Annotated in this window: 20 protein-coding genes; 7 read left to right on the plus strand and 13 right to left on the minus strand. The window is 71.1% G+C overall.

All coding sequences use genetic code 11. The annotated features are described in order from the left end of the window. Positions 1 to 13: 13 nt before the first annotated feature. From AB0K28_RS19020 to AB0K28_RS19045, 6 genes are all read left to right on the plus strand, one after another. On the plus strand, positions 14 to 1,147 hold the full coding sequence (locus AB0K28_RS19020; protein WP_364371438.1) for a fused response regulator/phosphatase: 1,134 nt from the start codon (positions 14 to 16) through the stop codon (positions 1,145 to 1,147). Continuing rightward, positions 1,144 to 2,295, plus strand: coding sequence for an ATP-binding protein (locus AB0K28_RS19025; protein ID WP_364371441.1), 1,152 nt, complete (start codon positions 1,144 to 1,146; stop codon positions 2,293 to 2,295). The genes AB0K28_RS19020 and AB0K28_RS19025 overlap by 4 nt, the downstream gene beginning before the upstream one ends. Continuing rightward, positions 2,292 to 2,741 carry a response regulator gene (locus tag AB0K28_RS19030; protein WP_364371444.1) on the plus strand — a complete coding sequence of 150 codons (450 nt, stop codon included), beginning with the start codon at positions 2,292 to 2,294 and terminating at the stop codon, positions 2,739 to 2,741. Before AB0K28_RS19025 ends, AB0K28_RS19030 begins: the two co-directional genes overlap by 4 nt. Positions 2,742 to 2,934: 193 nt before the next feature. Further along, complete coding sequence (locus AB0K28_RS19035; protein WP_355424269.1) at positions 2,935 to 3,723, plus strand: hypothetical protein; 789 nt, start codon at positions 2,935 to 2,937, stop codon at positions 3,721 to 3,723. A gap of 13 nt (positions 3,724 to 3,736) precedes the next feature. Then, on the plus strand, positions 3,737 to 5,641 hold the full coding sequence (locus tag AB0K28_RS19040; RefSeq protein ID WP_345389987.1) for a fumarate reductase/succinate dehydrogenase flavoprotein subunit: 1,905 nt from the start codon (positions 3,737 to 3,739) through the stop codon (positions 5,639 to 5,641). Beyond that, entirely contained in the window at positions 5,638 to 6,405 is a 768-nt protein-coding gene (locus tag AB0K28_RS19045; RefSeq protein WP_345389990.1) for a succinate dehydrogenase/fumarate reductase iron-sulfur subunit, read from the plus strand. The genes AB0K28_RS19040 and AB0K28_RS19045 overlap by 4 nt, the downstream gene beginning before the upstream one ends. Before the next feature lie 308 nt (positions 6,406 to 6,713). Here the strand turns inward: AB0K28_RS19045 and AB0K28_RS19050 are convergent, their stop codons facing one another. The 13 genes from AB0K28_RS19050 to AB0K28_RS19110 all read right to left on the minus strand — a co-directional run bounded on the left by AB0K28_RS19050 (position 6,714) and on the right by AB0K28_RS19110 (position 24,335). Beyond that, a complete protein-coding gene (locus tag AB0K28_RS19050) occupies positions 6,714 to 8,054 on the minus strand; it encodes a hypothetical protein (protein WP_364371449.1) in 1,341 nt (446 codons plus the stop codon). A 98-nt stretch (positions 8,055 to 8,152) separates the two neighbouring features. After that, entirely contained in the window at positions 8,153 to 9,769 is a 1,617-nt protein-coding gene (locus AB0K28_RS19055) for a hypothetical protein (protein WP_364371452.1), read from the minus strand. A 65-nt stretch (positions 9,770 to 9,834) separates the two neighbouring features. Continuing rightward, positions 9,835 to 10,224, minus strand: coding sequence for a (deoxy)nucleoside triphosphate pyrophosphohydrolase (locus AB0K28_RS19060; protein ID WP_364371455.1), 390 nt, complete (start codon positions 10,222 to 10,224; stop codon positions 9,835 to 9,837). Next, entirely contained in the window at positions 10,221 to 11,315 is a 1,095-nt protein-coding gene (locus tag AB0K28_RS19065; RefSeq protein ID WP_345390005.1) for a bifunctional lytic transglycosylase/C40 family peptidase, read from the minus strand. Before AB0K28_RS19065 ends, AB0K28_RS19060 begins: the two co-directional genes overlap by 4 nt. Beyond that, the gene (locus tag AB0K28_RS19070) at positions 11,312 to 11,938 is read right to left on the minus strand and encodes a hypothetical protein (RefSeq protein ID WP_345390008.1); all 627 of its coding nucleotides are present in this window, start codon (positions 11,936 to 11,938) and stop codon (positions 11,312 to 11,314) included. Before AB0K28_RS19070 ends, AB0K28_RS19065 begins: the two co-directional genes overlap by 4 nt. Positions 11,939 to 11,941: 3 nt before the next feature. Then, positions 11,942 to 14,257 (minus strand): type IV secretion system protein, encoded by a 2,316-nt coding sequence (locus AB0K28_RS19075; RefSeq protein WP_364371460.1) that lies wholly within the window; start codon positions 14,255 to 14,257, stop codon positions 11,942 to 11,944. Continuing rightward, positions 14,254 to 16,731, minus strand: coding sequence for an ATP-binding protein (locus AB0K28_RS19080; protein ID WP_364371463.1), 2,478 nt, complete (start codon positions 16,729 to 16,731; stop codon positions 14,254 to 14,256). Before AB0K28_RS19080 ends, AB0K28_RS19075 begins: the two co-directional genes overlap by 4 nt. A gap of 47 nt (positions 16,732 to 16,778) precedes the next feature. Then, positions 16,779 to 20,210 carry a TcpE family conjugal transfer membrane protein gene (locus AB0K28_RS19085; RefSeq protein WP_364371466.1) on the minus strand — a complete coding sequence of 1,144 codons (3,432 nt, stop codon included), beginning with the start codon at positions 20,208 to 20,210 and terminating at the stop codon, positions 16,779 to 16,781. 55 nt (positions 20,211 to 20,265) lie between these two features. After that, on the minus strand, positions 20,266 to 20,517 hold the full coding sequence (locus tag AB0K28_RS19090; protein WP_345409394.1) for a hypothetical protein: 252 nt from the start codon (positions 20,515 to 20,517) through the stop codon (positions 20,266 to 20,268). 75 nt (positions 20,518 to 20,592) lie between these two features. Next, entirely contained in the window at positions 20,593 to 21,603 is a 1,011-nt protein-coding gene (locus AB0K28_RS19095) for a conjugal transfer protein (protein WP_364371469.1), read from the minus strand. 351 nt (positions 21,604 to 21,954) lie between these two features. Next, a complete protein-coding gene (locus AB0K28_RS19100; RefSeq protein ID WP_345390029.1) occupies positions 21,955 to 22,254 on the minus strand; it encodes a hypothetical protein in 300 nt (99 codons plus the stop codon). A gap of 199 nt (positions 22,255 to 22,453) precedes the next feature. Next, positions 22,454 to 23,530 (minus strand): redox-regulated ATPase YchF, encoded by a 1,077-nt coding sequence (gene ychF / locus AB0K28_RS19105; protein ID WP_345390032.1) that lies wholly within the window; start codon positions 23,528 to 23,530, stop codon positions 22,454 to 22,456. Between the two features lie 76 nt (positions 23,531 to 23,606). Continuing rightward, entirely contained in the window at positions 23,607 to 24,335 is a 729-nt protein-coding gene (locus tag AB0K28_RS19110) for a hypothetical protein (RefSeq protein ID WP_364371474.1), read from the minus strand. A gap of 96 nt (positions 24,336 to 24,431) precedes the next feature. Here AB0K28_RS19110 and rmuC point away from each other — a divergent pair, with 96 nt between their 5' ends. Next, positions 24,432 to 25,688: a DNA recombination protein RmuC gene (rmuC, locus tag AB0K28_RS19115; RefSeq protein ID WP_364371477.1), complete on the plus strand. Its 1,257-nt coding sequence runs from the start codon at positions 24,432 to 24,434 to the stop codon at positions 25,686 to 25,688. Positions 25,689 to 25,691 lie beyond the last annotated feature (3 nt).

Here is a 25,691-nt window from a genome sequence, read left to right on the forward strand (position 1 = left end):
CAGAAGAGGTGTTTTGACCGCCAATCTCTCCGAAACGCTGACGTTGCTCCTCATCGAGGATGACGACGGTGACGCGTTCCTGGTCGAAGAGCTGCTCAAGGAGGCGGTGGCGCCGCCCCGGATCTTCCGTGCCCGCAGCTTGAGCGAGGCCAGGCGCAAGCTGACTCCGGAGATCCAGTGCGTGCTGGTCGACCTCTCGCTGCCCGACGCCAGCCGGCTGGAGGCCCTTGAGGAGGTCATCGCGCTCGCGCCGTACACCGCCGTGCTGGTGCTGACCGGCCTCAGGGACGTCCACGTGGGCGTCACGGCGGTCCAGGCGGGCGCACAGGACTATCTGGTCAAGGGCGACGTGGACGCCCGGCTGCTGGCCAGGTCCATCCGCTACGCGATGGAGCGCAAGCGGGCCGACGTGGCGCAGCTCAAGCTCGTCCAGGCGGAGCTGACGGCCAAGGAGAACGCGCGGCTGGAGAGCGCGCTGTTGCCCGACCCGCTGCTGCGTACGCAGGAGATCGAACACGTCACCCGCTACCTGCCCGGCAGCGGCGGCACGCTGGCCGGCGACTTCTTCGACACCGTGCAGACCCCCGACGGCTCGGTGCACCTGGTGATCGGCGACGTCTGCGGCCACGGCCCCGACGAGGCCGCGCTGGGCGTGGCGCTGCGCATCGCCTGGCGCACGCTGGTGCTGGCCGGGCAGACCGGCGACACGCTGCTGCGCACGCTCGACGCCCTGCTGCGCGCCGAGCGCCAGGCGCCCGAGATCTTCACCACGCTGTGCACGGCCACGATCTCTCCCGACCTGCGCCACGCGACCATGCGCGTGGTCGGCCACCCGCCGCCCGTGCTGGTGCGCGGGGGCACGGTGGAGGTGGTGGACGGCACGCCGTCGGGGCCGCCGCTCGGCATCTTTCCCGACGCGGCGTGGTCGGTCATCGACGTGCCGCTGGGCGACGACTGGTCGATGATGCTCTACACCGACGGGCTCATCGAGGCGGCCGTGCACGAGCCGGGCCGGCTGCTCGGCGTGGACGGCCTGGTCGAGCTGGTACGCGCCCACGGCGTCATCGACCTCGACGGCCTCATCAGACATGTCGGCACGCTCAGCGACGATCTGGCCGTGGTCATGCTGAGGAGGAGGAGAATGTGAGCATCCACCCGCTTCCTCCGCCGAAGGAGCCCACGGGTCTCGGCCGGCTGCCGGTCGCCCGCTGGTTCCTGCTGGTCGCGATACTCGCCGGGCTCATCTTCGCCGCCGGGGTGGCGACGGTGATGACGATGACCGCCAAGACCGCCGAGCTCAACCCGCGCCCCGAGGTGGCCGCCCAGATCGACCGGCTGATCGTGGCGCTGGTCGTGGTGTTCGTGCTGCTGCTCGGCTGCGGCGCGGGGCTGGTGGTGATCGTCAGGTACGCGGTGCTCAAGCCCATCGACCAGCTCACCGACCAAGTACGCGCGGTCGCCGCCGGCGACTTCGACCGCGACCTGCACGTCGACCGGCCCGCCGAGCTGGCGGAGCTGTCCAGCCACATCGACTCCATGCGCGGCCGCATCCTGTCGGCCTGGCGGGTGGCCAACGACCAGGCGGAGGAGCTGCGCCGGTCGAACGGCGAGCTGGAGCAGTTCGCGTACGTCGCGAGCCACGACCTGCAGGAGCCGCTGCGCAAGGTGGCGAGCTTCACCCAGATGCTGGAGCAGCGCTACGGCTCCCAGCTCGACGAGCGGGCGAAGCAGTACATCGCCTACGCGGTCGACGGCGCCAAGCGCATGCAGCTGCTCATCAACGACCTGCTGGACTTCTCCCGGGTGGGCCGGGTCACCGGCGAGCGCACGGTGACCGAGCCGGGCGCGGCGCTGGACCGGGCGCTCGACAACCTCTCCGCCACGATCGAGGACACCGGGGCCACCGTCACCCGCGACGAGCTGCCCGCGGTCATGGGCAACCACCTGCAGCTCACCCAGCTCTTCCAGAACCTCATCGAGAACGCGGTCAAGTTCCGCTCGGAGGAGCCGCCCCGGGTGCACATCGGGGTCAGGCGCGACGGCGACATGTGGGAGTTCAGCTGCTCCGACAACGGCATCGGTGTCGAGCCCAAGTACGCCGACCGCATCTTCCTCATCTTCCAGCGCCTGCACGCCCGAGACGTCTATCCGGGGACTGGCATCGGGCTGGCCCTGTGCCGGAAGATCGTCGAGTATCACGGCGGACAGCTCTGGCTCGACGGCGAGGACACCGAGCCGGGCGGCCACGGCGCCACGTTCCGCTGGACGTTGCCTGCGGCGGGAGACGGACGATGAACGGATGGCGGCCCATCGAGGTGCTCCTGGTGGAGGACGACCAGGGGGACATCCTGCTGACGAAGGAGGCGTTCGACCTCAACAAGGTGCGCAACCGGCTGAACGTGGTCAACGACGGCGAGCAGGCGATGGCGTTCCTGCGGCAGGAGGGCGAGTACGTCGACGCGCCGCGCCCCGACCTGATCCTGCTCGACCTCAACCTGCCGCGGATGAGCGGGAAGGAGGTGCTGCGGGAGGTGAAGGCCGACGCGGTGTTGCGGACGATCCCCGTGGTGGTCCTGACGACGTCGGAGGCCGAGGAGGACATCCTCCACAGCTACCACCTCCACGCCAATGCTTATGTCGCGAAACCGGTGGATTTCGAGCAATTTATCCGGGTTGTCCGACAAATCGATGATTTTTTCGTGACGGTGGTTAAGTTGCCGGCACAGGGGCAGCGCCTCTGACGCGGGTACGTGACAGGAATCACAGCTAGTCATCGAAAAAGTGAGTGACCCCGCTCACAAAACACGATCCTGTCGTCGTAACGTATCCCCCACCAACGCGCGCCCGAGCGGATCCCGCCGTGTGAGCGCGCCCAGCGAAACGAAACCACGGACCCCCTGCGCGAAGGGTCCGCGGGAGGTGGAGAGGTCCGCGATGACCCAGACGACGCCCGAAGCTCCGGTCCGACGGCAGCGTGCGCAAGTGAGAGTGCGCACCCTGCGAACAGACAGATGGTGGCTGGCCCCGCTCGTGACATTCCTCGGGCTCGCCTCCTTCCTCGTCTACGGCGTATGGGCGATCATCGACAACAGCATCTTCGTCGATCCGTACATCGCCCCGTTCGCCTCGCCCTGCCTGGCGGCGGTGACGTGTCCCGAGGGGGCGCAGCTGTTCGGGTGGGCGCCGATCGGCGACTGGTACACCCTGTCGCCCGGCCTGCTCATCCTGGCGCTGCCCGGCGGGTTCCGGCTGACGTGCTACTACTACCGCAAGTCCTACTACCGCTCGTTCTGGCTCTCGCCGCCGGCCTGCGCCGTCCAGGAGCCCCACGGCAAGTACACCGGTGAGCGCCGCTTCCCGCTCATCCTCCAGAACGTGCACCGCTACTTCTTCTACGCGGCCATCGTGATCGGCCTCGTCCTGGCCTACGACGCGGTGCTGGCGCTCGTGCACAAGCCGCTCGGCCTCGGCAGCTGGATCCTGATCGCCAATGCCGTGCTGATCAACGCCTACACGCTCTCGTGCCACTCCTGCCGGCACATCACGGCCGGGCGGCTCAACCACTTCTCCCGTCACCCGCTGCGCTACCGGGCCTGGACGTTCGTCTCCAAGCTCAACGCCAAGCACCAACCCCTCGCGTGGGCCTCGATGTTCTCGGTGATGGGCGCCGACCTGTACGTCCGCCTGGTCGCCAAGGGCATCATCGCCTTCCCGTACGCGTAAGGACAGCTTTCAAGTGGAAAACACGCACAACACAGAGCGCCACGAGTACGACGTCGTCGTCATCGGCGCCGGCGGGGCCGGTCTGCGAGCCGCGATCGAGGCCCGCCAGCAGGGCAAGCGCACGGCCATCGTCTGCAAGTCGCTGTTCGGCAAGGCGCACACGGTCATGGCCGAGGGCGGCGCAGCCGCCGCGATGGGCAACGTCAACCCCGACGACAACTGGATGGTGCACTTCCGTGACACCATGCGGGGCGGCAAGTTCCTCAACAACTGGCGGATGGCCGAGCTGCACGCCAAGGAGGCTCCCGACCGCGTGTGGGAGCTGGAGGCGTGGGGCGCGCTGTTCGACCGCACCAAAGACGGCAAGATCAGCCAGCGGAACTTCGGCGGGCACGAGTACCCACGGCTCGCACACGTGGGCGACCGCACCGGCCTTGAGCTCATCCGCACCCTGCAGCAGCGCGTCGTCGCGCTCCAGCAGGAGGACTACGAGACGCACGGCGACCACGAGGCCTACATCAAGGTCTTCGCCGAGTGCACGGTCACCCGGCTGCTGAAGGACGGCGACGCGATCTCCGGCGCGTTCGGCTACTGGCGCGAGACCGGCAACTTCGTCCTCTTCGACGCGCCCGCCGTGGTCCTCGCCACCGGCGGCATCGGCAAGTCGTACGTCGTGACCTCCAACTCCTGGGAGTACACCGGCGACGGCCACGCCCTGGCCCTGCTGGCCGGCGCCAAGCTGATCAACATGGAGTTCATCCAGTTCCACCCCACCGGGATGGTCTGGCCGCCCTCCGTGCGCGGCATCCTCGTCACCGAGTCCGTCCGCGGCGACGGCGGCGTGCTGCGCAACTCCGAGGGCAAGCGCTTCATGTTCGACTACATCCCCGAGGTCTTCAAGGACAAGTACGCGACCACGGAGGAGGAGGGCGACCGCTGGTACACCGATCAGGCCAACAACCGGCGCCCGCCGGAGCTGCTGCCCCGCGACGAGGTGGCCAGGGCGATCAACGCCGAGGTGAAGGCCGGGCGCGGCTCACCCCAGGGCGGCGTCTTCCTCGACGTGTCCACCCGGCTGCCCGCCGAGGAGATCAAGAAGCGGCTGCCGTCGATGCACCACCAGTTCAAGGAGCTGGCCGACGTCGACATCACCGCCGAGCCCATGCAGGTGGGCCCGACCTGCCACTACATCATGGGCGGCGTCGAGGTCGACGCCGACACCGGCTCGTCCAGCGTGCCCGGCCTGTTCGCGGCCGGCGAGGTGTCCGGCGGCATGCACGGCTCCAACAGGCTGGGCGGCAACTCGCTGTCCGACCTGCTGGTCTTCGGCCGGCGGGCGGGCGCGGGCGCGGCCACGTACATCGACTCCCTGCCCGCCCGGCCCAAGGTCGCGGCCGAGCAGGTGGAGACCGCCAGGGAAGAGGCGCTGGCCCCGCTGGGCCGCAGCGGCGAGAACCCGTACGAGGTGCACCACGAGCTCCAGCGGACGATGAACGACCTGGTCGGCATCATCCGCAAGGCCGAGGAGGTCTCCGAGGCGCTCGGCGTGGTCGAGAAGCTCAAGGAACGCGTCCGCATGGTCGGCGCGGCCGGCTCGCGCATCTACAACCCCGGCTGGCACCTCGCGATCGACCTGCGCAACATGGTGCTGGTGTCGGAGTGCGTCGCGCGCGCCGCGCTCATGCGCGAGGAGAGCCGCGGCGGGCACACCCGCGACGACTTCCCCGGCATGAGCCCGGAATGGCGCCGCAAGCTGCTCGTCTGCTCCACCGAGGACGGCTCGACGGTCAACGTGGAGGTGAAGGTCCAGCCGCCGATGCGCGACGACCTGATCAGCCTGTTCGACCGGGACGAGCTGAAGAAGTACCTCACCGACGAAGAGATGGCCGAATTCGACAGGATAGCGAAGACGTCATGAGCTACAAGGCAAAGTTCAAGGTCTGGCGCGGTGAGGGCGGCGAGGGCCGGCTGGAGGACTTCACGGTCGAGGTGAACGAGGGCGAGGTCGTCCTCGACATCATCCACCGCCTCCAGGCGACCCAGGCACCCGACCTCGCCGTACGGTGGAACTGCAAGGCCGGCAAGTGCGGCTCGTGCAGCATGGAGATCAACGGCAAGCCGCGGCTGGGCTGCATGACCCGGATGTCCACCTTCGAGGAGGACGAGACCATCACGGTCACGCCGATGCGGACGTTCCCGGTCATCAAGGACCTCGTCACCGACGTGTCCTACAACTACCAGAAGGCCCGCGAGGTGCCGTCCTTCACGCCGCCCGCCGGCGTGCGGCCCGGCGAATACCGGATGAAGCAGGTCGACGTCGAGCGCTCGCAGGAGTTCCGCAAGTGCATCGAGTGCTTCATGTGCAACAACGTCTGCCACGTCATCCGTGACCACGAGGAGAACAAGACCAACTTCTCCGGTCCCCGGTTCCTCATGCGGATCGCCGAGCTGGACATGCACCCGTACGACGTGGCCGACCGGCAGGAGGCGGCCCAGCAGGACCACGGGCTCGGCTACTGCAACATCACCAAGTGCTGCACCGAGGTCTGCCCCGAGCACATCAAGATCACCGACAACGCGCTGATCCCGATGAAGGAGCGCGTGGTGGACCGCAAGTACGACCCGCTGGTGTGGCTGGGCAACAAGATCTTCAGGCGCGGCGCCGACACCACCAAGCCGTAGCCCGCTCAACCGAAAGGGCCGGTTACCCCCGCGGGGGTCACCGGCCCTTCGCCGTCTACGGCCCGGCACGCTCGCGCCCCTCAGAGCCTCCGCGCCTTCTCGGCCCGTGCCCCCAGGGCCTCCGCGCTCCCTGGCCCGGCGCTCCCTGGCCCGGCGCTCCCTGGCCCGGCGCTCCCTGGCCCGGCGCTCCCTGGCCCCGCGCTCCCTGGGCCCGCGCTCCCTCCCTGGGCCCGCGCTCCCTCGCTCGGCCCGCGCGCCCAGCGCTCACCGGCCCCGCGAGCTGTCCGCCCGGCGCCTCGGGCGGTTCGCTACTTCTTCTTCCTGCCGAAGAGGCGGCGCTTGGAGTCGGGCATCTCCTTGGTCGGCTCCTGCGGCTGAGCCGCCTGCTCCTGCTCCTGCTCCTGGGCCGGAGCGTCGGGCTGGGGCTGGGGTTGGGGCGGGAGAGGCTGGATGGCCGTCGCCTCGCCGTCGGCCGGCACGTACGGCGGCGGCTCATAGTCCTTGGCCGGCTCGAACAGCCCGCGCTGGTGCTGCTGCCACGGCTCCGAGTCGCCCGACTCGGCCGCCGAGGCCGGCCCGAGCGGCTGGTCCTGGTCAGGATCGTACGGGCCGGCCCCACCCGGCGGGATGTCCGCCGCCACCGGCTCCGGCGGAATCACCGGCTCGAACGGGTCACGCTCACGGGACGTCGGCGGCTCGCTGTAGGAGTCGAACTCGTCCGGGTGCAGCACCACCGGCTCCTGCGGCGGCTCCGCGTAGGGGGTGGTGGGTTCCTGCACGTACCCCTGCGGCGGGTAGGGGTGGTTGGGGTCGTACTGGGGCGGGGCGGCCGTCGGGTAGGTCTGCACCGGCACGAAGCTGATGATCGGCGCGTACGCCGTACCGCCCGGGTAGCCGGGAGCCGCGAACCCGGCCGTCGCGTAGCCGGGCCCCGCCGGGTAACCGCCGGGCGGCATGGCCGCCGCGTCCGGGGGCAGCTGCGGCCCCGCCTTCCGTACGGCGGCCGCGTGGGCCATCCTGCGCAGCCGTCCCTCGAAGATGAGCACCGCGAACAGCGCGAGCAGCACCAGCACCAGCGCCGGGATGCTGAGCTTCTGCGTCAGCGTGCGCTGGTCGTACTCCGGCGCCGCCTGCCGCAGCTCCAGCGGCACCTCCTCGGTGGAGGCGGCCTGCGTCTGGCTCGGGGGCGTCTCCGGGGTGGTGGCCGCGTCGGTCGGCGCGACCGTCGGCAGCTCCACCGACGCCTCCGCCGTGGGAGTGGTCGAGGTCACCGGGGGGACCTCGATGTCCTCCTGCGTCGGCAGCGGCTGCGGGGCGTGCGTGGGGGTGGTCTGCGGGGTGGGCGTGCTCTTGGTCTTGGTCGGCTTGGGCGTGGCCGTCTTGCTGGGAGTGGCCTTGGTCGGGGTCGCCGTGACGGTCTTGGTGACCGTGGTCTCCGGCGCCTCCTCGTCGCTCTCGGGCGGCGGCGGCTGGCCGGCGGTGGCGGTGACCGTGACGGTGACGTCGGTCTCCGGCGGGTCCAGGTCGCACACCTGGCCGGCGTCACACCCCTCAATGGGGTCCATTGCCACGGAGGCGCTCGCACTCTGCATGATGAACGGCGCCGCACCGGCACCCGACAGGGTGAGTGCGAGGACGATAGCGGACACGGCCGTCACTCGTGTGCGTGCCACCGGTGCCCTCCGCGTAGTCCCGAAACCTTGGTCAAGGGAATACTAGTCGGGTCAAAGTAACAGTAAAGACGAAATTAGAACACCTTTCTCCGGTTGCGCCACTTTTGTACCGTGACAACGAGCCACAAGCCGCTCATCAGCACGGCGATGGCCGCCACGACCAGGGGAAACGCCTTCGGCCCATCAATCGGGCTCACCCACGCGACCGGCTTGACCGGCTTCGTCCGTACGCCCATTTCCCACGGCAACGGCGCTTCACCCACCGGCAACCCCCCGTCCCCCACAACGCCACCCACCGTTCCGGGCATACCTCCAGCCGCCACACTAGGAGCCACCCCAGGCACGCCACCGGGCGCGGAACCCAAGGCGCCACCAGGCGCAGGCACCGCCTCCGGCATCACCAGCCCCGCCGCACCCGCCCCATCACCACTCACGCCCGCATCACCACTCACGCCCGCATTCCCGGTCACCCCCGGATTCCCGGTCACGCCGGCATTCCCGGTCACCCCGGCTGCGGCCTCCCCCGCCACGCCCGCGTCCACGCCTCCGACACCCGACTGCGCCGCCGCACCGGCCTGCGCCTGGTTCCCCGCACCGGTCACCGCACCGGTCCTCGCCCGCTCCCCCGCGCCGGCCGCCGTTCCGGCCCGCCCCGCGCCCTTGCGCGCCACGCGGGCGTCGCCCGCGCCTCTCCGTGTCGCGCCGGCGCGCGCCACGCCGCTCTGAGCGGTGGCCGTTACGGGGCTGGTCGCGGTTCTGTCGGTGGGGGTGTGGGGTGCGCTCTGGGCGGCTCGGGTGCCGGTGGGTCTCAGGCGGTGGGCGGGGCCGCTGAAGGTGGCGGCGTCTCCCGTGATCGGTCCGCGCACCTGTACGGCGGCCGTCCTGCTCATGGTCGTCAGCTTCTTGCCGTCCCGCATCCTGGCCACGGCGGCTACCACCACCTGTCCGGCTCCCTCCGGCGCTCGCACGGTCACGTCGACCGCCTTCGTCCCGGACACCTTCCCCAGCGCGCACACCCGCGCCCCCGGCACCACCGCGCCGTCCGGCAGTGCCTGGACGTGCTTCGCGTCTTCCAGGACGGCCTGGGCGCTCGTCGGGTCCGCCGACGAGGCCATCCTGGCGGCGCCGGCGGCGGTCAGGGCGCGGGCGGCCAGCGCCCCCGCCGCGACCGTGCGACCCGTCACCTGCACCTGATCCACCGGCACGGTGCCCACCTCGGCGGCCCGGTGCCCACCTGCCGTCGCAGGCTGAGCCGCACCCGCGATCGGCGGCACCCCACCAGAACCGCCCGCGACCACCCCAGAGGCCGCCCCCGCCGTCCCAGAGCCCGCCCCGGCCGCCGCAGAGTTGGCCGCCGCAGAGTTGGCCGCCGCCGTCCCAGAAGCCATGGGACCGGCCGTGGTCGCGCCGGAGGCCGCCGACAGTGCGGCGGTCTTCGTGTCGGGAGGTGTGGCGCATGACACCTCGGCCAGGGCTTCGGCCGGGTCGGCGGCGACCGCCACCCGTGTGCCCCTGGCCATCCCGTTCACCCGCACCCGGAACCGCTGCGTGTCCCCGGTCCTGACCCACTTGCCGACGTCCTCGGCCCCGTTCATCCGCTCAAGCACCAGCGACACCCCGGTCGCCGCCACAGGCACGGACGGCACCGCCACCAGGGTCAACACGCCGGCGACGATCCACCCACGCCGCATCGCTCCCCACTCCCCCGCCGCGACAAATTACTCGTAGTAATCATTGTGTCACAGAGAGGAACGGCCTAATCCTCCGGGAGCAGGTTCTCCACGGCCCTCATGATGGGCAGATCAGCGGAAAGCCAGGCGACGTCGTAATACTCGCCCGGCCCGAGCCAGCGCAGCGCCAGATGTTCCTTGGCCACGGGCTCCCCGGAGGCGAGGGAGCAGAGCCAGACGCGCATGACGTACCCCTCGGCGAGCGGCCAGTCGGCCCCCACCCGCCGCCCGACCGCGACCTCGACCCCGATCTCCTCCCGGCACTCGCGGACGAGCGCCGCCTCATCGCTCTCCCCCGGATCCACCTTGCCGCCGGGGAACTCCCACCCACCGGCGAGCGCGGCGGGCTCGGCGCGCTGGGCGGCCAGCACGCGCCCGCCGGGGGCCACGATCACGGCTGCGACGACTGTTCTCATAGGGCAGGATTCTGCAGCTTCTTGAGCTGCTCCAGCACAGCGGGGTTCTGCAGGGGACGGGTGAAGCCGACGCGGTTCTGGCGGGCTTGGTAGCTGGTGACCTTGATGGGCCCGCACAGCCGGCACCGCGCCTCCAGCATCTTGCCCTTGGAGACGACGAGCCCGACATGGCCGGGGTTGTTCGGCGCCGTGCCGGGCCCGGAGTTGAAGAACACCAGGTCACCCGGCTGCTCCTCGCCCGCCTTGATCTTCACGCCGAACGGCCACTGCCCGAACGTCGTCCGCGGGATGGACAGCCCCGCCGACCGGTAGGCCGCGTAGATGACCCCGGAGCAGTCGAACGCGTCGGGCCCCGTGCCGCCCCACAGGTACGGCTTGCCGCGCTGCGCCAGCGCGAACTGCAGGATCTTGGCCACCACGTCACTGGGCGCCGCCTCGACGAGGGGCTCGTCGCAGTCCTCGGACGCCTGCGGCGGCACCTTCACCTCACCCGACTTGGCGTACTTCCTGGCGATCTCCTCGACCTGGTCGACGTACCACCAGGCGCGGTTGTAGACGAACAGCGCCTGCCGCACGTTCTCGGGCGCGCCGTTGCGCTTGAGCATCTTGGCGGCGCCGAGGATGGCGTCGGCCGGGTTGTAGACGTCGCCGACGCCGTCACCGTCGCCGTCGGATGCGTACCCGTTGAACGTGGACGACATCGGCACCCTGGCCTTGCCGCCCCACGTGGAGATCAGGAACTGCATCGGCCCCGCCGCGCCCGCGTGGTTGGTGCCGCTCTTGACACCGGGCAGGTCGGACCTGCCGTGGTCGGTCTCGCGCTTGCCGACGGCGGCGAGGATGTTCCACTGGACGCCGATCTTCTTGCCGTACTCCTTGTAGAGCTCCAGGTAGTCGTCGGGGATGTCGGAGGAGGCCGAGTCGGAGACCTCCTCCACCTGCGCCTGGTCGTCGCAGTCGACGGTGGTGCCGCCGTTGCTGAGGAACGACGGCATCGACATGAGCAGCAGCGGCGAGACGACGACCGCGACCAGGAGCAGTAACCCGGCCAGGCCGACGAGCAGCGCGATGCGTCCTCGTGTGAGCTTCACCCGGAGGTGTCTCCCTCCTGGCCCTCGGTGGACGGGAGGATGTCGTAGATCCGCCAGTCGCTCCCCGACTGGCTGACCGTGACGGCGTACTCCTCGCTCGCCTGCTTGTCACCGCTCTGCGCGGCGATCTGCCGGGTGGCGGTGACGACGAAGACGATGGAGTTCTTCTCGACCTGCCTGATCTCCTTGAGACTGGCGGTGGCGGTGGAGACGATCTGGTCGTTGCGGTTCTGCTCGACGGTGCCCGCCGAGGTGAGCGTCCTGGCCAGCGTGTTGCCGAGCTCGGGCGTGGTGTACGCCTTGAGCCTGGCCGCGTACGCCGCCGGGTCCTCGTCGAAGCGGAAGGTGCCGTACTCGGCGGTGAACCGCTCGGCCAGGTCCGCCGCCGCCGCGAGCTGCTCCTTCGACATCGGCAGGTACGAGTAGACGTCGAACGGCGCCGCGCTCGCGGTCGCCAGCGGCGTGCTGGACACCACGGCCGAGCCGGTCGTACGGGCCGCGGGCGGCTCGGCCTGCTCCTGGTCGGGCGTGTCGGGCCACATCGTCAGGTAGATGCCGACCGCGGCGATGACCACGACGACGGCGGCGAAGGCCACCCCCCGCCTGTCACCTGGCTGCGCCATGTCTCAGTCCTTGTCGGGGTTGTTCGGCTTGAGCCAGAACGGCACGGAGGGGCTGTCACCTCCGGAGCCACCGCCGTCACGGCTGCTGCGCAGCCAGAGCGGGGGTGCCTCGGAGGTGCGGGAGGAGGGCTCGTCGGAGCCGAAGATCCTGGGGCCTGGCGAGGTGCCACCGCCCGACCTGCCGCCGCCGCCCGTACGGGACGAACCGCCGAACAGCCCGCCGCCGCCGGACCGCGACCCGTTGCCGCCTCCGCCACCCGACCGCGACCCGCCCGACCGCGACCCGCCGCCGCCGAACAGCCCGCCACCCGAGCCGCGCGACCGACCGCCGCCGCCCGAACCGCCCGACCCGCCGGAGCCGCCGAAGCGGGAGCTGCGCGTGCCGCCGCCCGAACCGCGGGTGCCGCCCGCGGAGCCGCCGCGCCTGGCCCAGCCGCCACCCGACGCCCCGCCGAACCAGCCCCCCGACCCGGCCCCGGCTCCGGAACCTCCCGAAGCGCCGTTCGTGGTCGGGCCGCCGACCCGGGGACCACCCGCTGCGGGACCCCGCGTACGTCCCTGACCGCCGCCCAGGTTGAGCGGCGGCGCGGTGCCCCTGCGCGGCTCGGGAACAACGCGCCCGGCCGCCTTGCCGCCCTGCTGGTCGGTGTCGAGGGGAGCCGCCGTCGCCGGTACGCGGGTGCCGGAGGGCGTGCCCTCCCCTTCCTCCCCGCGTACGCGGACCTGCCCGGCCGCCATCGAGCCGGCCGCCGAGGCCGCCGCGCCCGTGCCGCTGACCGCGCTCGCCGCCCTGACGATGGGCTCGGCCTTCCGCAGCCCCCAGCGTCCGATCCTGGCCGAGGCGACCGGCGGCAGCACCCCCGCCGACCGCTCGAGCACCGGCGAGCCGGCCGCCTCGCCCAGCATGCGGGTGGCGACCGTGTGGCCGCTCATCGAGGCGAACAGGTGCTGGAACGGCCGCCGGTAGAAGAACACCGCGATCGTCAGCAACGCCATGAACAGCACCTGCATGCCCCACGGCATGGCGGTGGAGATGATGAGCGCGTACCCGTAGACGAGCACGCTGAGCACGATGGTCAGCACGGCCTGCCGCAGCAGTGTGCCGATGAGCATCTCGACCCAGCGCATGGCGATGATGCGGCCGCTGCCCGGATGGACGCCGATCAGCAGGAAGATCGGCCCGAGTATCAGGAGCAGCAGGAAGCCCACCTTGAGCACCAGCAGCGAGACCGCCACGAGGAAGATGAGCAGCCCGGCCACGAGCGCGGCGATGAACGCGCCCACCGCCACGCCGAGCCGGTTGGACCAGTCGCGCCCTGAGAAGGTGGCGTAGCGGGGGTCGTTGCGCAGCTTGTCGGCCAGGTCCGCGTATTCGGACTGGCGGGCTCCCACGTCGGGCGCCGCCTGCCCGGCGACGGCCTGCGGGACCGACTGCATCTCCAGCACCTTGCGGCCCCAGTCGCGCACGATGGGCTGCTGCGGGTCGGCGGTGCCGAACTGGCCCACCAGCCACGGCTTGCAGACCAGCGTGGACCACAGCGCGTCGGCGTTCTGGTCGACGCCCGGGGTGCCGGTCTGCGCGTAGCCGCCCGCCCTGACCTGCGCGTCGGCCTGGCCAGGCGGCTGCAGGCAGGACGCGCCGCCGGCGCCGGGCAGGCCGGCGAAGGCCGAGTTGACGACCTCGCCCGTCTTGTCGGTGACGACCTTGCCGAGGCCGGTGAAGTCGCCGGGCCGGCTGAAGAACCAGACGGCCACGGTGACCGCCAGCACCATCCAGATGACGCCCTCGGCGGTCGTGGTGGCGCGCTTGCGGATCAGGCCGTACCAGGCGAGCCAGATGGCGCCGAGGATGACGATCGGCCGGAGGAAGGGCCAGTACATGGCGTTGGACAGGTTCGTGACGATGTCGTCGACGACGTCCTTGATGGACTGGAGCGGTCCCTCTGTCGCCGCCGCCTGGTACGTCGTGATCGTCAGCCGGTCGACCGCCTTGGCCGCGGTGAAGATGCCGTTGGCCCACATGTTGCCCAGCACGGCCACGTAGTCGGAGCAGGTCAGCTCGTGCGTGTGCCAGAACTGGCCGCTCATGCCGAACTGGGCGTAGTTGGTGGTCGCCGCGGGCTGGGCGCCCTCGGGCACCGGCGGCTGGATCAGGCCGTCGACACCGCTGCCCACCATCTCGGGCGACAGCGGGCCCGACAGGTCACAGGGGGCCGCCGCGACCGGTGTGGCCACCGCCCCCACCACGATCGGAACCACCAGGATGCCGGTGACGAGCGCGAGCGTCAGCGCGAGTCGTCGGGATAGCCGGATCTTCATGACCGTACCTCCTGCGCCCTGCCCACGCCCCCTTGAAGATCATCATGCCCGGCGCCGTCGGGTTTGTCGTGTGTCGGGTTCGTGTCGAGCCAGCGGAGAAGTTCCTCGGAGATCAGGTCTACTCCGATGCGGCCCGCCCTGCCATCCAGATCGCGGAATACGCATTCGCCGTTGCCCAGCGAACGCAGCACGGCCTTGTGCTCCTCCGACGACTCCACCCCGAGCAGGGACATGACGTGGTCCACCTCCACCCGTTCGGTGGACCTGAAGGCGAAGACCGACGACAGGCAGTTGGTCACCTGTTCGTTGAGCAGGTCTCCGGCGTTCTGCGACACCAGGACGAGCGCCGTGTTGCGGGAGCGGCCCATCCTGCTCACCTCGGGCACCAGCTTGGCGCCCTCCGGCGTGGACGTGATCGCCCACGCCTCGTCCAGGAAGATCGCCTTGGGCGCGCGGCGGTCGAGCCCGTTCATCAGCCGGCGGGCGAACTGGGAGACCAGGTAGAGCAGGGCCACCGAGAGCCGCTGCTCGTAGGAGTAGTCCTCCCTGCCGGTGGTCACGTCGGGCAGCGTCAGCCCGCCCAGCGTGAACACCGTCGTCCACCCCTCGGTGTCGATCTGCTCGCCGCCCGACGGGTCGAAGCAGAGCCGCGCCAGGTGCATCTCCGACATCGAGCGCAGCACCGCGCCGAGGTTCTTCGACGCGGCGTCGTCGGCCCGCTCCAGGTAGTCGACGACCTTGCCGAGCGACGGGTCGGAGCCGTTGGAGACCGCCGCGACCGCCTGGATCATCGCCGACTCGCGCTCCTCCGACATGCGCGGCAGCAGCAGCCGCAGCGTCTCGGTGGCCATCGTCTTCTTCGCCGCGATGTCGTCGCCGAACGAGAACGGGTCGAGCAGACCCGGCGCCGCCGAACCGAGCGGGATCACCCTCGCCTTGCGCCCGCGCTTGTCCAGCAGCTGCACCAGCGACTCCGCGTCGCCCTTGGGGTCGATGACCGCGACCGTCACGCCGCGCAACGCCATCTGGTAGATCATCAGCAGCGCCAGCGTGGTCTTGCCGCCGCCGGGCTCGCCGGTGATCGCGATGGCCGTCGGCCTGTTACGGGTCGCCGCCACCAGCGGGTCGAAATGCACGATGCTGCGCGCCCTGCCGACCGTCTCCCCGATGTACGGCCCCAGCCAGCCCTCGCTGCCCTCGCCCAGCCGGTCGCCGAGATCGACCGTGGCCGTGGCCATGCCGCCCGCGATCGTGCGCAGCGGCTGCCGCTGGGCGTAGGCGTTGACCCTGACCTTCTCGCCCGGCAGCGCCTCGCAGAACAGCGAGAACTGGTCGCCCGTCGAGTTGACCACGTCGATGCCCATGTCGCGGTAGTGCTCCACCACCGCCTCCACCCGCTGCACGCAGATGTCCTCGGTGGGGGCCGAGATGATCAGGCGGTGCCAGCCGTACACGAAGGGCAGGCGCTCCTTGGTGATGCCGTGCTCCAGCATGCGGGCCGCGTCGATCTGCTCGGCCAGCGCCAGCGGCGCCTCCGCGCCCGCCTCCCTGATGTGGTGGTCCATGTCGCGGGCGTGCGCCAGCTTGCGCGCCACGTCCTTCGACGCCTTCACCGGCGGGATCAGCCGCATCCGCGAGGAGATCTCCACCGGGAACGGCAGCTGGTCCGCGAAATGCATCCACGGCTCGCCGTCGGGGAACGGCATCAGGTCGGGGAAGCGCGCGAACGACAGATGCGCGACGTACGAGTCGCCCTGGGGCTGCACGATCCGCAGCAGCGACCTGCCGTTGTGGATCTCCCCCTCGACCAGCGACTCGATCTCGCCCCTGCCCCAGCGCCGCCGCGGGCTCGCCGACGGCGGCGGATCACCGAGCGAGCCCGCCGCCGCGTGCTGGAACAGCCACGCCACCTCCGTCGAGGTGGCGTGCCTGGCGTAGAGCGCGCTCGACGCGAGCGCCCTGCCGAGCCGCTCGGCCGACTCGGTCCACCGGCCGATCTCGCTGTCGGGTACGTGGTCGTCCTCCATGCCCAGCGTCTTCTCCGTCTTCTGGTAGAAGCCGAAGAGCTGGGAGAGCACGCCGCTGCCGAGCTGCTTGCCGCGCGGGCCGAGGCGCACCCCGAGATAGACCTCCTTGGTCCAGAAGTCCTTCGCCCAGACGTGCCGGTACATCTCCTCGAGGTAGTCGCGCCAGCCGGGCCCCTCGTCGGAGGTGGCGTTCAGCGCCATGGCCCACTCCGCCGCCGGATAGGTGCGGTGCGCCACCCGCAGGTGGACCTCGGCGTCGGGCATCCTGATCGCGGCCAGCGCGATCGTGATGTTGGTGGCCAGCGCCTCGCGCTCCTCCGGCGTGACGAACTCGTAGCTGACCGTGGGAAGCCGGAAGTACGCCCATGCGCAGGTGTCCGTGAGCAGAATGCGGTCGTCGAAGTAGCGGACCGCGAGGCGCTGATGCGCTCGGGACGCCCTGCTCATGCCGCCCCCTCGGCGCATGAACGGGCCAGACCTGCTCGCTTGTTCACTTATCGCTCACCGATTCTCGTGCCCGGGGGGTCACTCGCCAACTCCTCTTCGCTCGGTCGTACGGTCTGCGCCGCGAAGCCCGCGACCACCACACCGGCGAGGGCGAGGTAGGCCCGCCGCCCGGCCGCGCGCAACTGCCCGGGATCGACCACCTCCGCGCCGCCAGGCGCCAGGTCGTCCTCCCAGGGGACCCTGACGATGGCCCGGCACCTGCCCCTGGCCACCGACTCCGCCTGCTCGACGTCGGCCATCGAACGCCTGCTGACGCCGTTGACCACCATCACCGCCCGCCTGCGCAGCTCCGCGCAGCCGTGCCCGTCGAGCCACTCGTACGTCATCGCCACCGCTTCCGGCGCCTCCTCGCTCGCCGGCACCACCAGGACGAGCTGGTCCGCGTACGGCAGCAACCTGGCCGCCAGCGCGGCGGCCGGGTCGATGACTGCCAGCTTGTAGTGGCGGTCGAGCAGGCGCATGGATTCGCCGATCCGGCGGTCGGAGAAGAAGGACCGGTCCGCGAGCCGCTGCTCGGCGCCCGCGTCGGTGTCCGCGCTGATCACCTCGAGGCCCGAGGCGGTCCGCGTGGTGTATCCCCGCATCGTGAGGTAGCCGCTGACCCGGTCGAGACCCGACAGCAACGACGTCAGGGTTTCGGGGGTCTCCGGCTCGATCTTGCTGGTCAGGGTGCCGCCGCCGGTGCTCGCATCGACCGCCACCACCCTGTCGTCCCTGTACTGCGCGAAGGTGTGCCCCAGCATCAGCGCCGTCGTGCTCTGCCCCGCCCCACCGGTGCACCCCAGCACGACGACCCTGCGGCTGCCGCCGAACACCGCGCGGGCCCGCGCCTCGTCCAGCTCCGACCCGTCGGTACGCACCCCGCCACCGCCGACGACGACCTGAGCGATCCGCCGCCATCCGCCGGAGTCGCGTCCCACGACGGACTCGACCCTCCGCACCCGCCCTTCACCACGAGGCCCCGGCACCGGCACGTCGGCCGCCCGCCGCCCGGCCTCATCGCCGTCAGGCTCGGTCACATCCCACCGAGGCAACCGCGCCGCCATCTCCCGCCCCGGCCGCGACGAACCCGCCGCCCGCCCGGACCGCTCATCGGCACCCGCACGCCCCGCCGCACCCGAACGCCCGCCGGCAACCTCCCGGCCCGCCGCACCCGAACGCCCGCCAGCGGCCTCCCGGCCCGCCGCATCCGAACGCCCGCCGGCGGCCTCTCGGCCCGGCGCCTCGCTCGGACGCGCGGCGGCTGCCTCCTTGCGCTCCCGGCGCTCCCGGCCGAGCGGAATGACCTGCCCCTCAGCCGCCTCCGGCGCACCGGCAACGGTCGGATTCTCGGCAGCCGCCTCACGCCCGGCCGCCGAGCGCGACCGCTCACGACCCTGCTCACGCTCACCCGCAACCGTCGGCGTCTCACCTCCGGCGGCCGAGCCCTCGGTGCTCCTCGGCTCAGCGCTCGCCTGTGGGGTCTCGTTCTCATCGACCGCCTCAGCGCTGGACGCAGCGGCCGGGCGCTGATCGGTGGGGGCACCTTCCGCGGCCTGCTCGATCACCGGCGCGGCCGGGCGCTCGTCCGCGTCGCCCGTGGCCGACCTCGGCTCGGCGTCGTTGCCGGTGTCCTCACCGCTCGCCTGGACGGTGTCCTGGGCCGGGGCTTCCCCGCCCGCGGTCGCGAGCTCGCCGGGCTCGGTGGCGGGCATCTTGGGGAGCGGGCGCAGGTCGTCGTTCGCGTGCGGCTCGGCGGCCGGACCTGAGGCGGGCACCGGCGTCCCCGCCTCCGGCGCGGACGCCGTGGCCGATGGCTCCGGCGCCGCAGCTTCCCTCTCGTCTGCCGGGGCACTCGTGCCGTCGGTCCGGGACGGAGTGGGGCCGGCCGGAAGGTCGTGGCCGGCCTGGACTTCGCGACCGGTCTCCGGGGCTTGGGCGGGGTGCTCGGTGCGGTCCTCGGTGCGGCCCTCGGTGCGGCCCTCGGTGCGGTCCTCGGTGCGGCCCTTTGCCTGCTCGTCGTCCTTGCGGGGTGCGGGGCGCGGGGTGGGCTTGGTGTTCGGGTTGAGCGGGGGCCAGACGCGGTGGGTGCCCGACAGCAGCAGACCGGGGGCGAGCCGGGGTGGCTGGCCCTTTCTGTGCTGGTCGCGGGCGATCTCGTCCTCGTGCCGTGCGTCCTCCGGAGATCCGCCGCCCTCGACGTGCGAGGCCGCCTCGGCCCGTGCGTCGGCCTGTGCGTCGGCCCGTGTGTCGGCCCGTGTGTCGGCTCGGCCCGCCGGCTCGGCCGGCGCGTCGGCGCTGGCCGCCAGCTTGCGCAGCCGCCGCAGCGCCTCGGTGTCGATCGGCTTGCCCGCCACGCCGCTCACCACACCATCGGCGCCATGCCCATCGGCGCCATGCCCATCGGCCTCTTGACCGTCCGCGGTGCGGTCCGCGCCACGCAGCGCGGGGCTCTCCGAAGCGGCGGGCTCGTCGGCCGTGAGGTCGGGGGCGGCGGGGTCCAAAGGCTCGTCGGCGGGGGTGCGGCGGCGGATGTCAGAACCCCCGCCCCACACGTCACCTCCGCCCCGCAGGTCACTTCCGCCCCGCATGTCACCGCCGCCCCGCAGGTCACCAGCGCCCCGCAGGTCACCCCCGTCTCGTCCGTCACCCCCGTCTCGTATGTCCGGGTGGAGGACGATGCGGTCGGTGGAGGCGCGGCGGGCGGTGCCGATGACCTCGTCCATGAGGGGCACAGGTTCCTGGCTGCGCCCAGAGCCGCCTGAGAGGCCCTCCTCGCGCCGTACGCCCCCGCCCGGGGCGCCGGTGCCCGCCGGCAGGGCCGGAGCCTTGAGAGCGGGCGCTGTACCCCTGCGGGACCCCCACCCCGTACGCCCGGCCGCCGGCTCGGCGACGGGCGCCTGTGAGGCGGCGGCCGCCGCGGCGGCGACGGCGGGACGGACCTGCCGCGGCCCGGTGAGCTGACCCTCGCGGCGCCGCTGCGTCCTGCGTTCCTTGCGCGGCGCCTTGGCCGCCTTGGCCGCCTTGGCCGCCTTGCCCGCCCGCGTGGCCTTGGTGGCCTTGACCCGCGCGGGCGCGGCCCGCCAGACCCGGCCGGAGAAGGCGACGACCTCGGGCTCGGACGAGGGCGCGAGGCGGTACCAGGCCTTGGGCTGCCCGAGGTAGCGCAGCTGGGACTCCAGCAGCTCGGTGAGCCGCTTGCCCTCGATGACGGGCCGGGTGGACAGCCACGTGACGATGCCGGGCGGCACCAGGAACAGCACGTGCCAGGGCATCTCCACCGGCACGCCGACCAGGACCAGCAAGAGGGACCACGGGACGAACACCCCGACGAACACGCCGATCCAGACGATGGGCAGCGGCATGGGCAGCCGTAGGTCGTACAGCTTGTAGAGCCGCTTCTCGATACGCCAGATGTTCGTATACGTGGGCAGGTCCAACGCGGTCCTCCTCTCCACCCGCTCGTACATGACCGCGGGAAAGCGGTCTCAACCCTTACTTGATGCCCAGTGCGCCCGCGATCGCCCTCGCCGTCACCTCGATGATGTTGGGAACGTAGAAGATCACCCCGATGGCCACGGCCAAGATCAGGAACTGTACGAAACGGGTGATCTCCCGCGTGAAGAGGAAGAACAGCGCCACCACGGAGACGACGACGAGGAACAGCGGGGCGAAGAACGCCCGCAGGAAGTTGGCGAGCCCCCCGGTGTCGATGCCCGTGGGAGTCGGCGTGGGCGTCATCTCCATCAAGGTGAGCAATATGGTCTTCAAGGTCACTTCTTGTCCTCCCGGGGGGTACCGTTCAGCAGCGCGGCCGTGCGTCTATCCAACGGACCGGCCGCCGCCGCGGATGTCGGCGACGAACCATTTGTCGCCCTGCTTCTCGACGGTCAGCCGGTAGGCCTGCTCGAGCGTGCCCCCGACCACGGCCGGGTCGGTGGCATCGGGAGACGGTGATGGGGCATCGCTCTGCACGGCCCACACCACGACCGCCTGGATCTCTCTTGTGGCACCCCCCACAGGCACCACGACTTCCTTGAGCTGCGAGAAGGTGAACGTGCCGCCGAAGCTCGGCAGGCTCTTGCCGGCGGCGACGTAGCGCTGCAGCCCGGCGGAGTCGCCAGAAGCGTATTCCTTGAAGAAGCCTTCGAGCTGCGGCTTCAGCTCCGCCGCCGCGGCGTCGTCCGTCTCTGGCGCGGCGACCTGGGGCAGGTCGGCGGGAGCCGGCGCGGGCAGGATGGCGGGGCGGCCCGAGACCACGAAGCGCCCGGCGTCGTCGCCGGAGAAGTAGACGGGCACGGTGAGGATCATGCGCTTGGGCCCCGACTGGAAGGCCACGCTGACCACGGCGTTCTGGGCGTCGGTGACCTCGACGTCGTACGGCTGGATCGCGACGGCGGCCAGCTTGCCGTAGCCGTCCCAGCCCATCTGCTGGTCCATGCCGGCCGCGAGGAATGCGGCGAGCTTGCCCGACCTGCTCGCCGCGTCTTCCGGGCTGAAATTGAGATAGACCCCGGCGATCTGGGCGGCGAATGCCATGCCGCGCTCGGTCGGGAATCCATGGTCGGCCTGCACGGCGCCATTGGGCGTCGCAGGCTCTTGCTGGGTAAACCGCTCAAATGGGGCACGAATCCCATTCACCACGATAACCACAATAAGCGCCCAGAGAATGACGCGGCCGGTCCATACCAGCCAGCGCCCGCCGCCACCCGACCAGCCGCCACGCCGCGGCCGGCGCGGCGGCGGCGCGTCGAAGTCAGCCGTGTCAAGGGTTGCGGAAAGCCCGGGGCCGTCAGCGATCCGAGGATCGTGGACGGTAGACCTACGAGCCATCACGCCTCCGCTCGCGCCGATCCCCCCGGCTGGCGCGGTGTCGTCCGTTGCCGATCCCCATCATCCGCGGTGAAGTAGCCACCCTATCCGGTCTCCGCCATTGTTCCAGGAAAGCCACGCCCATGCTGCGGCATGACCGTCCGCACGGCAAACCGGGCCCGTATGACAGGCCGCAGTGCCGATTCCTGTCAGTTCCCGGCAGAAACAGCTTTTGACCAGGCCAGACGCCTAAAATCGGGTAGCGCGGCGGCCACGGATTCCTGTCCAAAACAGGCATGAACTGTCCCGACCTGCGGAATCGGCATGGCTCGCGCGCCGGAGGTCACGGCCGGGCAGCATGGAAACCTGTGCTCAGGCGGGCTCTGGGTCCTGGTGCGCGCGCGCCTGGCGCCTGCTGTGGAGGTCGACGACGGTCGGGCGCACCGACCGCTCGAGCGAGTGGCGCAGATCGGCCAGCATCTCGGCGGGCTCGCGCTCGCGCATGCGCGTGGCCATCTCGTTGCGCTCGTCCACCTTCCTGCGGAGGTACTCCTCGCGGTTGACGCGCAGGCCGTACATCAGCTCGACCCTGATGAGGGCGAGCTCCTCCTCCAGGCTGATGCCGGTGAGGGTGGGTGCCGGGCGTCGTTTCCGGATGATGCGACGGATCATGAGGGCCTCCCGAGTCAGCGTGAACGCCGTGACGATTCGACGCGCGGGGGCCCAGAATGGTTGACGCATCAGTTGTCCCGGCGGCAAGCGATGGACGGCCGCCGGGAATGAGCACGCCAGACGGGCTGCACCGCCGTCCGCCGTCGGTAACCTACCGCAAGCGAAGATCACCGAGCGTGATTGGCGGGCGGCGGGGCGCTCAGACGTTGAAGCGGAACTCCACGACGTCGCCGTCGCGCATGACGTAGTCCTTGCCCTCGATCCTGGCCTTGCCGGCCGAGCGGGCGCTGGCGATGGAGCCGGCCTCCACCAGGTCGTCGAACGAGACGACCTCGGCCTTGATGAAGCCGCGCTGGAAGTCGGTGTGGATCACGCCGGCCGCCTCCGGCGCGGTGGCGCCCCTGCGGATCGTCCAGGCCCTGGTCTCCTTCGGGCCGGCCGTCAGGTAGGTCTGCAGGCCGAGCGTCTCGAAGCCGACCCTGGCGAGCTGGCGCAGCCCCGACTCCTCCTGGCCGACCGACTGCAGCAGCTCCAGCGCCTCCTCCTCGTCGAGCTCGACCAGCTCGGACTCGATCTTGGCGTCGAGGAACACCGCCTCGGCGGGCGCGACCAGCGTGGACAGCTGCTCCCTCAGCGCGGTGTCGGTCAGCTCGTCGGCGTCGAGGTTGAAGACGTACAGGAACGGCTTGGCGGTGAGCAGGTGGAGCTCGCGCAGCTCGTCGCGGTCGAGACCGCTCTCGAAGATGGTCTTGCCGGTCTCCAGGACGGCCAGCGCGGCCTCCGCGGCCTCCAGCGCGGCCTTCTTGTCCTTGTTGTTGCGCGCCTCCTTCTGCAGGCGCGGCACGGCCTTCTCCACCGTCTGCAGGTCGGCCATGATCAGCTCGGTGTTGATGGTCTCGATGTCGCGCTTGGGAGAGATCTCACCGTCGACGTGGGTCACGTCGGGGTCGCTGAAGACCCGGATGACCTGGCAGATCGCGTCGGTGTCGCGGATGTTGGCGAGGAACTGGTTGCCCCGGCCCTGGCCCTCGGACGCGCCCTTGACCAGGCCCGCGATGTCGACGAACTCGACCTTGGCGGGCAGGATGCGGGCCGAGCCGAAGATCTCGGCCAGCACGGGCAGCCGGTCGTCGGGCACGCCGACGATGCCGACGTTGGGCTCGATGGTGGCGAACGGGTAGTTGGCCGCGAGCGCGTTGCCGGTCTTGGTCAGCGCGTTGAACAGCGTGGACTTGCCGACGTTGGGCAAACCGACGATGCCGATGGACAGACTCATCGGAGCGGCTCCGTCTCTCGCGGAAGTCTCTGACTGCTGGTTGTCGCCTCGCTGCGCTCGTTCACGGTCAGCGAGTTTACTGGCTGGCGACGTACAGACAGGTAACCGGACGATAGCCGCCCTCGGCGCGGAGGTAGCGGCGCGCGCGCTCCGGGCAGTCATCGGGCGAGGACGTGAACGCGAGCACCTTCGCCCAGGCGTGCGGCGCGTCGCACGGCACGCGGGTGAGGGCGGACCTGGCGGTCACGTTCGCGGGCGGCTCGGCCACGCAGGCGCCCTCGTCGAGCACCTGACCGCCCCGGCCGAGGCAGAGGACCTGGGCGCCGGCCTGGAGGGTGTCGAGGGTGCCGTCAGGGCAGGTCTCGGGGGCGGGGGCGAGCGCGAGTGCGCGGCCGTACCAGCCGGAGCCCGCGCAGGGGTGCTCGCGGCCGTCCAGCGAGACGCAGTCGCCGGGCCTGAGCAGGCCGCCGCCCCCGCCGGGCGCGCCCGGGTGCGGATCGAGGAAGTTGCGTACGCACGCCGTCCTGCCCTTGCCCACCCGCAGCACGTCGTCGGTATCCACCGGGCACTCGCCCGGCCCGGGCGGGTCGGAGGCCAGCGCCACCACCTCGGACCGGCCGCCGTTGCACGCGGTGAGCGCGTAGTCGGCCGTCACGCACGCGCCGGGCGACCAGCGCAGCACCGGACGCGGCGGGCCGGTCTCGCGCACGCCCGTCTGCGAGCCCGCGACGACGGCCCCGGCCAGCGCGATCAGCGTGAGCGCCAGGGCGCCGCAGGCGGCGGCCACCTTCGGGAGCGTGTTCATCCCTGTACTCTGCGTGACCGTCGATGGACCGCACAAGCGGAACGCCCAAGCGTGTCGGGAAGAAGCGCGGCCCCAAGTTTTGCCATCATCGCTGGAGTGGACGTCGTCTCGCTTGTCATCGGTCTGGCCGTCGGGTTGCTCGTCGGGTTCCTCGTCGCGCGGACGCGGGCGGCGGTGCGGGTCGCCGAGGCCGACGCCAGGGCGAAGGCGTCCGCCGAGAAGCTCGTCTACGTCGAGGAGCAGCTCGCCGAGCGGTTCCAGGCGCTGTCCACGCGGGCGCTCGACGTCAACAACATCCGCTTCCTTGAGCTCGCCGAGACGCGCCTCGCCGCCACCCGCGCCGAGGCCGCGGGCGATCTCGACCAGCGAAGGCAGGCCGTCGAGCACCTGGTCGAGCCGCTGAAGGACGCGCTCGCCCGCGTCGAGGAGCAGCTGCGCGACACCGAGACGGGCCAGAAGGTGGCACGGGCCGAGCTGGCCAAGCAGATGGAGTTCGTCCGGCAGAGCAACGAGCAGCTGCGCTCGCAGACGACCGCGCTGGTCAGGGCGCTGCAGCGGCCCGAGGCGCGGGGGCGGTGGGGCGAGCTGCAGCTGCGCAGGGTCGCCGAGATCGCCGGGATGCAGCGCTTCTGCGACTTCGACGAGCAGGTCACCGAGGGCTCCATGCGGCCCGACATGGTCGTCAGGCTCGCCGGCGGCAAGAACATCGTGGTCGACTCCAAGGTGTCGCTGGCGGCCTATCTGGAGGCGGCAGAGGCGTCCGACGAGTCGCTCGCGTCCGTCCGGCTCGACGCCCACGCCAGGCACGTACGCGAGCACATCGACCGGCTGGCGGCCAAGGCGTACTGGCAGGGGTTCAACCCGTCGCCGGAGTTCGTGGTGCTGTTCATCCCCGGGGAGGCGTTCCTCGCGCCGGCGCTCGAACGCGACCCAGGGCTGCTGGAGTACGCGATGACCCGCCGGGTGCACATCGCCACCCCGACCACGCTGATCACCATGCTGCGCACCGCGCACTACGCCTGGCAGCAGGCGGCGCTCAGCGAGAACGCGCGCACGGTGTTCGAATTGGGCAAGGAGCTGTACGAGCGGCTGTCGTCACTGGGCAGGAACGTCGAGTCGCTCGGCCGGGCGCTGACGCGGACCGTGGAGGCGTACAACAAGTCGGTCGGATCTCTCGAAAGCCGCGTCCTGGTCACCGCGCGCAAACTTAACGATCTGGGCGTGGTCGAGGGCGAACTCGACGCCCCGGAGATGCTCGAAGGGCTGCCCAGGCCTTTGGCCTCCCCCGAACTGCTCGAAACCTCATCTCTGATAACCCACGCGAACGGTAAGTTGGCCAACGGGTCGCAGTAAATG

The sequence above is a fragment of the Nonomuraea sp. NPDC049504 genome, assembly GCF_040676845.1.
GTDB classification, from domain to species: domain Bacteria; phylum Actinomycetota; class Actinomycetes; order Streptosporangiales; family Streptosporangiaceae; genus Nonomuraea; species Nonomuraea salmonea.

What these genes read in the sequence shown, in the direction of transcription:
- AB0K28_RS19060 (WP_364371455.1), bottom strand. Translation starts at nt 10,224, where the DNA reads ATGAGAACAGTCGTCGCAGCCGTGATCGTGGCCCCCGGCGGGCGCGTG.
- AB0K28_RS19080 (WP_364371463.1), bottom strand. Translation starts at nt 16,731, where the DNA reads ATGAGCAGGGCGTCCCGAGCGCATCAGCGCCTCGCGGTCCGCTACTTC.
- AB0K28_RS19100 (WP_345390029.1), bottom strand. Translation starts at nt 22,254, where the DNA reads ATGATCCGTCGCATCATCCGGAAACGACGCCCGGCACCCACCCTCACC.
- AB0K28_RS19090 (WP_345409394.1), bottom strand. Translation starts at nt 20,517, where the DNA reads ATGGAGATGACGCCCACGCCGACTCCCACGGGCATCGACACCGGGGGG.
- AB0K28_RS19035 (WP_355424269.1), top strand. Translation starts at nt 2,935, where the DNA reads ATGACCCAGACGACGCCCGAAGCTCCGGTCCGACGGCAGCGTGCGCAA.
- AB0K28_RS19110 (WP_364371474.1), bottom strand. Translation starts at nt 24,335, where the DNA reads ATGAACACGCTCCCGAAGGTGGCCGCCGCCTGCGGCGCCCTGGCGCTC.
- AB0K28_RS19075 (WP_364371460.1), bottom strand. Translation starts at nt 14,257, where the DNA reads ATGAAGATCCGGCTATCCCGACGACTCGCGCTGACGCTCGCGCTCGTC.
- AB0K28_RS19055 (WP_364371452.1), bottom strand. Translation starts at nt 9,769, where the DNA reads ATGCGGCGTGGGTGGATCGTCGCCGGCGTGTTGACCCTGGTGGCGGTG.
- AB0K28_RS19070 (WP_345390008.1), bottom strand. Translation starts at nt 11,938, where the DNA reads ATGGCGCAGCCAGGTGACAGGCGGGGGGTGGCCTTCGCCGCCGTCGTC.
- AB0K28_RS19030 (WP_364371444.1), top strand. Translation starts at nt 2,292, where the DNA reads ATGAACGGATGGCGGCCCATCGAGGTGCTCCTGGTGGAGGACGACCAG.
- AB0K28_RS19095 (WP_364371469.1), bottom strand. Translation starts at nt 21,603, where the DNA reads ATGGCTCGTAGGTCTACCGTCCACGATCCTCGGATCGCTGACGGCCCC.
- ychF (WP_345390032.1), bottom strand. Translation starts at nt 23,530, where the DNA reads ATGAGTCTGTCCATCGGCATCGTCGGTTTGCCCAACGTCGGCAAGTCC.
- AB0K28_RS19045 (WP_345389990.1), top strand. Translation starts at nt 5,638, where the DNA reads ATGAGCTACAAGGCAAAGTTCAAGGTCTGGCGCGGTGAGGGCGGCGAG.